At 27.4% G+C, this 11,273-nt stretch carries 13 protein-coding genes; 3 read left to right on the forward strand and 10 right to left on the reverse strand.

Going from position 1 to position 11,273, the window contains the following annotated elements:
* Positions 1 to 321, forward strand: a 321-nt coding sequence (locus EIC27_RS03175; protein WP_153183758.1) for an IS66 family transposase, incomplete at its 5' end; no start/stop codon positions are given.
* A 386-nt stretch (positions 322 to 707) separates the two neighbouring features.
* Here EIC27_RS03175 and mutM read toward each other — a convergent pair.
* The 10 genes from mutM to EIC27_RS03225 all read right to left on the reverse strand — a co-directional run bounded on the left by mutM (position 708) and on the right by EIC27_RS03225 (position 9,638).
* The gene (gene mutM, locus EIC27_RS03180) at positions 708 to 1,541 is read right to left on the reverse strand and encodes a bifunctional DNA-formamidopyrimidine glycosylase/DNA-(apurinic or apyrimidinic site) lyase (RefSeq protein ID WP_126044699.1); all 834 of its coding nucleotides are present in this window, start codon (positions 1,539 to 1,541) and stop codon (positions 708 to 710) included.
* Positions 1,534 to 2,478: a bifunctional riboflavin kinase/FAD synthetase gene (locus EIC27_RS03185; protein ID WP_126044700.1), complete on the reverse strand. Its 945-nt coding sequence runs from the start codon at positions 2,476 to 2,478 to the stop codon at positions 1,534 to 1,536. Before EIC27_RS03185 ends, mutM begins: the two co-directional genes overlap by 8 nt.
* An 18-nt stretch (positions 2,479 to 2,496) precedes the next feature.
* Positions 2,497 to 3,513, reverse strand: a complete 1,017-nt coding sequence (gene ruvB / locus EIC27_RS03190; RefSeq protein WP_126044701.1) for a Holliday junction branch migration DNA helicase RuvB — start codon at positions 3,511 to 3,513, stop codon at positions 2,497 to 2,499.
* A 10-nt stretch (positions 3,514 to 3,523) separates the two neighbouring features.
* On the reverse strand, positions 3,524 to 4,204 hold the full coding sequence (locus tag EIC27_RS03195) for an ABC transporter ATP-binding protein (protein ID WP_126044702.1): 681 nt from the start codon (positions 4,202 to 4,204) through the stop codon (positions 3,524 to 3,526).
* 10 nt (positions 4,205 to 4,214) lie between these two features.
* A complete protein-coding gene (gene rpmG / locus EIC27_RS03200; RefSeq protein WP_126044703.1) occupies positions 4,215 to 4,385 on the reverse strand; it encodes a 50S ribosomal protein L33 in 171 nt (56 codons plus the stop codon).
* A 49-nt stretch (positions 4,386 to 4,434) separates the two neighbouring features.
* Complete coding sequence (locus EIC27_RS03205; protein ID WP_126044704.1) at positions 4,435 to 5,460, reverse strand: ABC transporter substrate-binding protein; 1,026 nt, start codon at positions 5,458 to 5,460, stop codon at positions 4,435 to 4,437.
* Entirely contained in the window at positions 5,453 to 6,223 is a 771-nt protein-coding gene (locus EIC27_RS03210; RefSeq protein ID WP_126044705.1) for an ABC transporter permease subunit, read from the reverse strand. Before EIC27_RS03210 ends, EIC27_RS03205 begins: the two co-directional genes overlap by 8 nt.
* A complete protein-coding gene (locus EIC27_RS03215) occupies positions 6,223 to 7,077 on the reverse strand; it encodes an ABC transporter permease (protein WP_126044706.1) in 855 nt (284 codons plus the stop codon). The genes EIC27_RS03210 and EIC27_RS03215 overlap by 1 nt, the downstream gene beginning before the upstream one ends.
* Positions 7,067 to 8,170: a spermidine/putrescine ABC transporter ATP-binding protein PotA gene (potA, locus tag EIC27_RS03220; protein ID WP_205702323.1), complete on the reverse strand. Its 1,104-nt coding sequence runs from the start codon at positions 8,168 to 8,170 to the stop codon at positions 7,067 to 7,069. Before potA ends, EIC27_RS03215 begins: the two co-directional genes overlap by 11 nt.
* 235 nt (positions 8,171 to 8,405) lie before the next feature.
* The gene (locus EIC27_RS03225; protein WP_126044707.1) at positions 8,406 to 9,638 is read right to left on the reverse strand and encodes a porin; all 1,233 of its coding nucleotides are present in this window, start codon (positions 9,636 to 9,638) and stop codon (positions 8,406 to 8,408) included.
* 531 nt (positions 9,639 to 10,169) lie between these two features.
* Here EIC27_RS03225 and EIC27_RS03230 point away from each other — a divergent pair.
* The gene (locus tag EIC27_RS03230) at positions 10,170 to 10,805 is read left to right on the forward strand and encodes a ZIP family metal transporter (protein WP_162298314.1); all 636 of its coding nucleotides are present in this window, start codon (positions 10,170 to 10,172) and stop codon (positions 10,803 to 10,805) included.
* Between the two features lie 324 nt (positions 10,806 to 11,129).
* The coding region (gene tnpA, locus EIC27_RS08150) for an IS66 family insertion sequence element accessory protein TnpA (protein WP_410519455.1) at positions 11,130 to 11,273 on the forward strand (144 nt) is incomplete at its 3' end.

Raw genomic sequence — 11,273 nt, forward strand, 5'->3', positions numbered from 1 at the left:
GCAGTTGGATATACATTAAATAATTGGCAAGGATTAAATAATTATCTTTTAGATGGAAGACTGCGTATTGATAATAATGATTCGGAGCGTAGTATAAAACCATTTGCAGTTGGCAGAAAAAATTGGATGTTCTGTGCAACAACTAAGGGTGCTAAAGCTAGTGCAAATATTTATAGTATTATTGAAACTTGCAAAGTAAATAAGATTAATCCTTATGATTATTTAAAATATTTGCTGAATCATATTCATGATTATTCTGATCCAAAAGAGTTAGTAAATTTACTTCCATATAATATTGATAAAAAAATATCATCAAATTAAATTTTTTTTAGAATTATCAAAAAACTTAAGAAACCCAAAGAAAGGCGTATAATACTTGTCAAGATGGGGATATTTTAGCGTTTACTTCGTAATCAAATAGCCCCATCACTTAAAAAAGGAAATTATAATCAAGGATTATTAAATGCTGTAAATAAAGTTAAAGAAATATTAACTAAGGGTGATGTAAAAAATAAAAACTCTCAAATTGATTGGTGGCAGTGTATTATCTTAATTATATTTATCATTTTGTGGATTTGGGGTCGCCTCAAGGTAAAAGACAGAGATGGAGACGATTCTGGAAGCTTTGGTAGTGGTGGAGCTTCTGGCAGCAGTGGATTTTCTGGCGGCGGTGGAAGCTTTGGTGGCGGTGGTTCATCCGGAAAATTCTAGTTAATTTTTTGGCAATATATACAATAATAAGTAGACCTTTGACAAAGAGTTGTTTTTATAATTCTTCCTTTCTTACAATTGAAACAATCTTTATTCTCTCTATTGTATACCTTGAAATAGCTTTGAAAATTGCCAAGCATACCATTAGGAGCGATATAGTCTTTCAAACTAGACCCTCCAGCAATTATAGCATTATTTAATATTATTTTTATACTTTCTATCAATATTTTTATATCATGCGTATTCAAATACTTTACTGATTTGAATGGTGATATCTTAGCTAAATGTAAAATTTCATTTGCATAAATATTTCCAATACCAACAATATTTTGGTTATTCATTAAAAATTGCTTAATAGATGAATTTTTATTTTTAATTTTAGAAATAAAATAATCATAATTAAGATCTTTAGAAAATGGTTCAATTCCTAAATCTTTAAATAATTTATTTTGAAAAATATCTGAATTTTTAATAAATTGTACTAAACCAAATCTCCTAGGATCATTGTAAATTATACTCTTATTATCTGATAAATGAAAAACTACATGATCATGCTTTTGATGCTTTTTATAAATTGAATTTTGAAACAATAATCTCCCTGACATTCCTAGGTGTATAATTATAGATTTACCAAAATCAGTCTCAATAATTATATATTTTGCTAATCTATATACGTTTATGATTTTAGAATCTAATAACTCTGTTTCAAAATTTTTAGTATACGATATTCTAAGATTATATTTGCTTTTATATATATGAATAATTTTACTATAAATTAAAACTTTTTTTAAACCTCTTACAATAGTTTCAACTTCAGGAAGCTCAGGCATAAATCTTTAATAAATACTTTGCAAAATTTATATCTCTTTTAATTTGTGATTGTAACTCCTCAACTATACTAAATTGCCTTTCAGGTCGTACAAAACTTATAAATTCTACTTTTATATCTTTCTCATAAATATCTTGATCAAATTCAAAAATATGCACTTCTAACATTCTTTCATGATTTTGAGAAAAGGTTGGTTTAACACCTATATTAGCAACTCCATAATATGAATTATCTTTCTGATCCTTTACTGTCACCCTAACTAAATAAACACCGTTCAAAGGATATACTAAATCTTTAATTAATTTTATATTTGCAGTTTTATATCCTAGCTTCCCAGCTAACTTTTTACCGTAACAAACTACACCACTTATAAAATAGTATATACCTAAAATCTTTCTAACAGTTTCAACCATACCTTTAGCAATTAATTCCCTTAACTTTGAAGAAGAAACTTCAATATAATCTTTCTTATATTTATCTATGACTTCATAAAAAAAACCATAGTTATTAGAAGACTCAGATAAAAAATTAGCATTTCCTAATCTATTTTTACCAAAATGAAAGTTATAACCTGTAACAACACCTTTAACATCAAATTTTTTGATTAAAATTTTCTCAACAAAATCACCATGAGACATATTCATAAATTCATGATCAAATTGAAAAATAAACATGTATTTTATGTCAAAATTTTTTAATAATTCAATTTTCTCAACATTATCAAAGATAAGTTTTTTCTTAATTTTAGAGTTTATTATACTATTTGGATGAGGATAAAAAGTTAATATCGCTGGAATCAAATTATTGTCTTTAGCTAATTTTATACATTGTAGTATTATCTTCTGATGTCCTAAATGCACACCATCAAAATTACCAATAGCTAAAACTAAATTCTTTAAATCAATTTTAGAATTTATATTACAGTGTATTACCTTCATTTTAAATTTAATTCTAAGTCATTCTAAGTCATTATTTGTAATTTTCATACCCATATGATTTAAGCAAGCACTTGTAATGACTCTCCCTCTAGGAGTACGGTTTATAAAACCAAGCTGAAGTAAATATGGTTCAATTGTATCTTCAATTGTGTCTCTTTCTTCAGATAACCCTGCTGATATTGTATCTATACCAACAGGCCCGCCATTATAATTATTTATTATAAAATTTATATATTTATAATCTAAATTATCCAAACCTATTGAATCGATATGTAATTGTTTCAGTGAATCTCTAACCAGTTCCATATCAATAAAATGATTTTTATTATAGTTAGCATAATCTCTAACTCTTTTTAATAATTTCACAGCAATTCTAGGAGTGCCTCTCGAACACCGAGATATTTCCTCAGCAGCTTCTTGAGAAATTTCAACTTTAAAAATTGTTGCAGCTCTACTTACAACTTTTTCTAATTCTGAGTTACAATAAAAATCTAATTTGAAAGTAATGCCAAATCTATCACGCAGTGGATTGGTTAATAAACCTAATCTAGTAGTTGCTCCTACAAGGGTAAATTTTGGTATATTAATTTTTACTGTCTTAGCAGCAGGACCATCTCCAATAATTAAATCAATATAAAAATCTTCCATAGCAGGATATAAAACTTCTTCCACAGATGAAGTCATTCTATGAATCTCATCTATAAACAAAACATCATTTTCTTCAAGATTTGTTAAAACTGCTGCTAAATCTCTAGTCTTACTTAAAATCGGTCCCGAAGTAATTTTAATATTTGAATTTACTTCTTTTGCAATTATTTGTGCTAATGTTGTTTTGCCAAGTCCAGGAGGTCCATGAAATAATACATGATCTAAACTTTCACTCCTAAATTTTGCTGCACCTATAAAAACTTTTAAATTTTCAACTATTTTTTTTTGCCCAATGAACTCTTCTAATTTCCCTGGCCTAATTCCTACTTCATTAAGATCTTCTTTAGTTATTTTATCCCTTATTATTTTGCTACCCTTAATATCCATAGTATTAGTATTACTTTTGAAATTCTAAATTACCATCTTTTAAAGAGTAAATCTTATCTGAATTTTTTGCAACATCCATATCATGAGTTACTATAATCGTTGTAATTTTATATTTCTTCGATACTGATCTCAATATTTTTGATATGTTTTTTGTATTTGTTACATCCAAATTGCCAGTAGGTTCATCTGCTAAAACTAATTTTGGTTTATTAATTAAACTTCTAGCAATGGCTACTCTTTGTTGTTCTCCACCTGATAATTGATTTGGATAATTATTTACCTTATCCTCTATTTTTAACTCTTTAAACAGCTCTTTAGCAACAGCAGTGGCTTTGTTTGATCCTATACCTAATATGCTTTGAGGTATAATAACATTTTCTAAAGCAGTAAAATCTGGAAGTAAATTATATGATTGAAAAATAAAACCAATAAATTCTCTTCTTAAAATAGTTTGCTTACTCTCCGAAATTTTTTCACAATCAATCCCATTAATTGTTATTGTACCTGAATTTGGAATATCTAATAACCCAATTAACTTCAGCAATGTACTTTTACCCGACCCTGATGGTCCTATAATTGATATTGCCTCACCTTGTTTAATATCTAAATTAATTGCTTTTAGGACTTTATAGTTTTCCTTATTAAATATATAACTCTTACTAATATTCTTTAAAGATATTAAACAAGCCACTACTTATACACTAGCTAGTTAGCTTTTTTTCATTAAACATTACATGTTTCCTTAATACAGGGTCATACTTTTTGAAATTTAATTTTTCCTTTAGCTGTTTTGGATTTCTTTTTTTAACAAAAAAATAACCACTTCCTTCGCTACTAACTAACTTAACCAGAATCGTATTTTTCTTTGCCATAATTCATTACTAAAAACTATTACTTTGCCAGTATTATAGCTAATGTTTTTTAATCTTCAACTTTTAACATATTCCAATATTTTATATATAACCTAATACTTTCACCTAAATCATTATGTATGATGCTTTTATCGATAACTTCAGGACTTGGAAAAATAGCTTTATTATTTTTAAATTTTGAATCTAATAAATTTTTTGCTGCTAAATTAGGTATACTTAAACCAATTTCTTCTATAATTTCTTTAGCAATATCTGTTCTACAAATAAAATTAATAAATTGATACGCATTTTCTTTATTTTTTGCATTTTTTAATATTACAAAATTATCCATAGAAAAAATTGCTCCTTCTTTAGGATAAATAAATTTTAAATTTTCATCTTCAAGCATCGCCTCATAAGCATCCCCATTCCAGCTCATACCTATTACTATATCTTCGCTTAAATAATATTGTTTAGTAGATTCAGCTGCAAACAGACTTATATTTGTAAGTACAGATTTTAACTTTTCATATGCATTTTTTATTTCTTTTTCATCTACAGTATTAGCATCATAACCTAATAAATTTAATGCTATATGAAACACTTCTCTAACATCATCAAGTAATAAAACTTTTTTCTTATATTTTGGATCAAATAAGTAATTCCAACTATCTATCTTTTTATCAACAAATTTTGGATTATACATTATTCCAGTAAACCACATTACATAAGGAATACTAAACTTATTTTTAGGATCAAAATCTAAATTCAACACATCCTTATTTATATTTTTAAAATTAGGAATTTTTGACTTATCTAGTTCTTCAAGCATATTATTTTTTGCCATTTTTTTTATAAAGTAAGTAGAAGGAAAGACAATATCATAACTAGGTTGCTTACCTAATAACATTAACTTTGCATACATTGTCTCATTATTTTCATAAGAGGACATAAAAACTTTTATGCCAGTTTCTTTTGTAAACTTATTAATAATTCTATCTGGAATAGAAGAAAACCAACCGTATATATAAAGCTTATTAGCAAAAGCCATATTAATGTTAAATATTAATATTAATGTTATAATAAATTTAATCATATCTATCTTTTAACAAAGTTTGTGATAATAAAATGAAGAGTATAGAAATTACTAGCATTAATGTACATATTGAATTTACTTCTGGTTTCACACCTATTCTTGCATAAGAAAATATAGTAAGAGGTAATATTTCAAATTGCGGACCACTTACAAAGTAACTAACTAACACATCATCAAGCGATAAAGTAAGAGATATAAGAAAAGCAGCTAATATATTTGGTAATATTAAGGGAATAATTATTCTCTTTAATATATTAAAATCACTTGCCCCTAAATCCCTACCTACTTCAATTGTGTTTTTATCTAATCCCTTAAACCCTGCAAATATTGTAATTATTGCAAATGGTAATGCTAATGTTATATGGGAAATTAATAATGTAGTGAAACCTAACTCAAAATTTAATAACACAAATAAAAATAACAAACTAACTCCAAGTATTATATCTGGAAACATGATCATTATCTGTATAAAAAAATAAATTATTTTCCTACCAATATATTTATATCTATAGAAACTAAATGATGCAATTGTAGCAATAATACAAGTGCAAAAAGCAGATAAAAACGCAATTATAATTGAATTCTTCATGGATTCAATTATAGCAACGTTATCAAAAAGTTTTAAATACCATTTAAATGTAAATCCCTCCCATTTTACTGATATTTTTGAATCATTAAATGAGTTCATAACTAAAATAAAAATAGGGAAATAAAGAATAAAAATAAAAGTAGTCAAGTATATATATTTTATTTTTTTCATCATTACTTATTATTATAAAAATTAATTTTATAACTTTCTTTTTGAAGTATAATTCCAAAAACAACAAAAATATAAAGCACTATACTAATAGCAGCACCTAAATTCCAGTCATTGTTAAGTAAAACCTGATCCTTTATTAAATTTCCAATTAATATATTTTTTGATCCCCCTAGTAAGTCAGATAAATAAAACATACCCAGTGACGAAAGCATAACCATTGAACAACCAGATATTACACCATTACTACTAAGAGGAAAAATAACTTTTGTAAAAATCTGCAACAATGTAGCCCCTAAATCCTTTGCTGACTCTACTGTAGAATTCTCTATTTTTCTTAAAGATAAGTATATTGGAATTATCATAAACGGTATTAAAGTATAAATAAATCCAAATATCACAGCACCTTCGCTATAAAGCATGTTGAATGGTAATTTAATTACTCCCATTGTCATTAACATTTTATTTAAAATTCCATTTAATTTTAAAATAAATATTATTGAATAAGTCCTAATTAAAGAACTAGTCCAAAATGGTATTATTACTGCTATCAATAGTAAATTTTTAATTATTTTATTTTTCTCCCTATAAATAATAAATGCATAAGGATATCCAATCACTAAGCATAGCAGTACGCTTATTATTCCTATCTTTAAAGAATTAATATAAACTTTAAAGTAAAGTGGTGAAAAAGCCTGAAAAAAATTTTCTATTGTAAAAGTGAAACTAAATAACTCACCATATTCTTTCTTAGTTATACTTATAAAAACAATTAATAAATTGGGTATAATTGCTGTTACAAAAAGCCATAATAAAGTATTAAAAATAACAACTTTTTTAAAAATATTATTATTCTTCATCTTTTAGAATAACCTCCCAACCATCAATCCAATTGATAGTTATATTTTCACCAACTTTATAATCAAAATCTTCATCATCTTCATCAAAAAATTCACTAGCTTTAATAATTTTGCCGCTTTTAAGAATTATTGATGATTCAAGTGTTGAACCTTTATATGTTGTATTTTCAACCTTACCAATCAATACATTTTTTAAAGTTTTAGAATCTTTAATGGTTTCAGTTCTTAGGTCTTCTGGCCTAAATAATAATTTTACCTTTTCACCAATTTTAAAATTATAACGATTTTCTGTTACATAAGTAACTTCATTTTCAACAAAAAGAGTAATTTTTTTAGAAGTAATTTTTACAACTTCAGCATCAAAAATGTTTATCTCACCTACAAATTTTGCCACAAACATGTTGCGGGGAGTTTCATACACATCTCTTGGCGTTCCTATTTGCTCTATCTTCCCTTCACTCATCACTACAACTTTATCAGCTACAGATAGAGCTTCTTCTTGATCATGTGTAACTAAAATAAAAGTAATGCCCAAATCTTTTTGTAGTATCTTAAGCTCCATTTGCATTTTTTGCCTTAGATTTTTATCAAGGGCACTTAATGGCTCATCTAAGAGCAAAATATTAGGTTTTTTAATTATTGCTCTTGCTATTGCAACTCTTTGCTTCTGTCCACCAGACAATTGATCAGGCATTCTAAATAACAATCTCTCTAAGCCAACTTTTTCTGCTATTTCATAAACCTTTTCTTTTATATAATTTTTAGATTTACCCTCAACAACTAAGCCAAAAGCAATATTATCATAAACATTCATATGAGGAAATAATGCATAATTTTGAAAAACAGTGTTGACTTTTCTATTTGAAGGTAATGTATTATTTACTTTGATTTTGTTAATCGAAATACTTCCTGAATCTGGAATCTCAAACCCACCTATGAGCCTGAGGAGAGTAGTTTTACCACATCCAGATGGACCTAGTATTGCTATGAACTCACCATTATTTACAGATAAATTAATATCCTTTATTACCTCATCTCCATGGTAATTTTTAGATATATTACTCAGAACTAAGATTGGAAAATTGTTTTTCAAGTTTAAAATACCCTCCAATATTAAATTATGCTAGATTGGCAAAAATCTCTAACAAAGCTCTTTAATATACTTATTTTTTTATATTTATCAAAGCAAAATTGCAATTATATCAATAATTTTGCAAATCGTCATTGTGAAGAGACTTAGCGACTGTAATAATCCAGAAAACTAAAAAGTTACAATAAAAAAAGCAGAGCAAATGCCCTGCTTTTAAAAATTTTAAAAGTATTAAATATTAGAAATTTAATTTAATACCAGTCATAATGATATGACCTTTGTTATTATTTTCAGGATTAGCTTTTTGAGTAGCTTGATTCATTTTGAATGAAGCAAATTCAACATAAGGTAATACACCTGGAGCAACTTTATAGTCAACACCTAACACTGTGTTTCTAAGTTTGTTGAATGCAGATTTTTTATTATCTGTAGCACCTTTTTTACTTTGCAAATGAGTTAAACTTACAGATAATGGACCATTTGCATATCCAACACCAGCTGTCCAGTAACTTGTTTTACCATATTGACTTGAATCTTGTTCAACAACATCATATTTACCCCAGTCACCATAAGAGCCACCAACTGTGAATCCTTTATAACTTAAGTTTGTTCCAACTTCAAAAGCTCTAAGATTTTTATGCTTTTTACCATCAGTAGTACCTGGAGAATTAACATTTTGATTTTTACCAAATTGGCTAACTGCAGCTAATTTAACGCCAACTTCTTTAACTTCAGTTGTATATGATAAACCTGCTTCAAAAACATTTTTAAATCCAGATGCATCTTTAGTTAATCCAGCAACTTGAGAAGCTGTACCAAAAGCTTTTGTGTTTGGAATGAATGTTGCACCAAATCTAAAACCAGAGAATTCTGGAGTATAGTAATTTAATTTAGCAGCATTAACGCCCCTTAAACCAAATGTGCCAAGCTCATTTGTTGGAAGATTTGCAGTTTGTACGAATGTTTCCTTAGTATCTTTTCCATCGAATGTTGCAGCATTCCAATAATATTGAGCATCACCATTAATACCACCTGTTGCACTTGCAAAAGTTCCAGCATTAACTTTCATTGATTCAGAAACACCAGTATAGTTACCAACTTCAACTCTACCATAACCACTTTCTAAGAAAGCCATTACCTGCTCTGCAACACTTCTCTCATTATCTTTAAGATATACTTCTTTTTTAGATTTAGACGTATTTGCGTTTAATTTAACTAAACCACCATATTTCAAACCATCTTTAACTTCACCTTTAATATTAAAGTTAATGTATGCATCAGTTGCAATGTTGTTATTTGCTAATTTGTTTCCTGCATCAGGTCCACTCAAAGCCTTTCTAAATGCATCTCTTTGATGTGTATTTACAAATTTTGAATCAATAGACCCAGAAATTGATGTTTCAACATCTCCAGCTTGAGCAGTAAATACAACAGCACCAGCTAAAGCAGTTGTTAATAAAAATTTATTCATAATAGTATTACTTATATTTGTTAAGTTACAATATATGCTAAAAATGCAAAATTCAAAGCAATATGCCTAAAATTCATTAAAATAAATCTAGTGTGTTGTTTTTTTACTACACTTTTGAAGTGTTTATTGTGAATCAGTACAGCAATCCAGAAATATATCAATAAAAATTAAGTGAGGCAATATTTCTGGATCACCACGGTTGATATGCAACTTCGTGATGACTGTGGATAGTATTACGCCTCCCTTCGTGATGACTTTGGACGGTATGGTCCCCACCTTCGTGATGACTAAATCAAAATTATTATTGTGAACAATATAATTACCCTCCATGTCATTGCGAGCGCAACACAGTGAAACGTAGCAATCCGGGAAATTATACATATACAAAGAATTGCTATTGTAATAATAAAAGAAATCACTTAAATTCAAATTAAATACAAATACTGATGATTCATGGACAGTTATTTTTTAACTCTAAGCAATTTATTAATTTATTTATACTTACCAATATTTGCTATTATCTTAAGTAGCTTGGTTTTCAAATTTACATCGTTAAGCTCTAACTCTAAAAGTATAATACAACATTTTAGTGCTGGAGTTGTATTCTCAGCTTTATCAGTTGAACTAATACCAGAACTATATAATACACCACATAAAGCTCAATTAATATTAGGATATATTATAGGAACAATTCTAATGTTGATCATACAAAGAATATTTAGCAATAATCATTCACATTCTAGTAAGTCTTCAACATCATTACTAATTGCTGTTGCAATAGATATATTTATTGATGGCCTATTAGTTGGGATCAGTTTTGCAATAAGTGTTTCTAAGGGCTTTATTATAAGTATTGCTCTATCGCTTGAATTACTTTTCTTAGTTTTATCTGTCGATTCTTCATTACAAAAATCAGGTAAAAATTTTATGGCAATAATAAAAGTTAATCTTATATTTGCTTTATTAGTATTTATTGGATCAGCTATAGGATTAACATTTCTAAATGCTTCAAAATCAATAATGGTTTTAATAACATCTTTTGCTTCTGCAGCATTATTATACTTAGTTACAGAAGAATTACTTAAAGAAGCTCATGAAGAAAAGGAAACAACATTTTCAACATCAATGTTTTTCTTAGGCTTTTTGATTATTTTATTATTGAAATAATAGCTGTAATTGCAATCAAATACTATAAAGTGTATGATAACTTTATTTAGTTTGGGTCATTGCAAACGAACGAAGTAAATGTGGCAATCCAGTAATATAAAACAAATATTATTTATGGATCACCACGCCACTAACGTGGCTCGTGATGACAAGTTTGGTCAATCCTATTGCTTGTAACAACGTAAGCGCTAAAATAAGGGCATCTAGGCAAGAATAAAAATAAGTGGTAGAACAAAAGCCTAAAAAAATAGAGGCTAATGATGCTATTAGAAAAAAAGAAAAAAAGAATAAGTAATGAAAAATGGAAAGAGCTAGTAGAAGAATATAAAAAAAAGTAATGTAAGTAAATATGAATTTTGTAAGCAAAAGAATGTGCCGAGAAGTACATTTTATAAATGGCACAGAATTCTTGTAGGAAATAAAAGAAATACAGTAAAAAATAAATTTATACCAATAAGAGTGAAAGAA

The sequence above is a fragment of the Candidatus Aquarickettsia rohweri genome (assembly GCF_003953955.1).
Taxonomy (GTDB): domain Bacteria; phylum Pseudomonadota; class Alphaproteobacteria; order Rickettsiales; family Midichloriaceae; genus Aquirickettsia; species Aquirickettsia rohweri.

What these genes read in the sequence shown, in the direction of transcription:
- EIC27_RS03205 (WP_126044704.1), bottom strand. Translation starts at nt 5,460, where the DNA reads ATGATTAAATTTATTATAACATTAATATTAATATTTAACATTAATATG.
- EIC27_RS03210 (WP_126044705.1), bottom strand. Translation starts at nt 6,223, where the DNA reads ATGATGAAAAAAATAAAATATATATACTTGACTACTTTTATTTTTATT.
- EIC27_RS03185 (WP_126044700.1), bottom strand. Translation starts at nt 2,478, where the DNA reads ATGAAGGTAATACACTGTAATATAAATTCTAAAATTGATTTAAAGAAT.
- EIC27_RS03225 (WP_126044707.1), bottom strand. Translation starts at nt 9,638, where the DNA reads ATGAATAAATTTTTATTAACAACTGCTTTAGCTGGTGCTGTTGTATTT.
- EIC27_RS03215 (WP_126044706.1), bottom strand. Translation starts at nt 7,077, where the DNA reads ATGAAGAATAATAATATTTTTAAAAAAGTTGTTATTTTTAATACTTTA.
- rpmG (WP_126044703.1), bottom strand. Translation starts at nt 4,385, where the DNA reads ATGGCAAAGAAAAATACGATTCTGGTTAAGTTAGTTAGTAGCGAAGGA.
- mutM (WP_126044699.1), bottom strand. Translation starts at nt 1,541, where the DNA reads ATGCCTGAGCTTCCTGAAGTTGAAACTATTGTAAGAGGTTTAAAAAAA.
- ruvB (WP_126044701.1), bottom strand. Translation starts at nt 3,513, where the DNA reads ATGGATATTAAGGGTAGCAAAATAATAAGGGATAAAATAACTAAAGAA.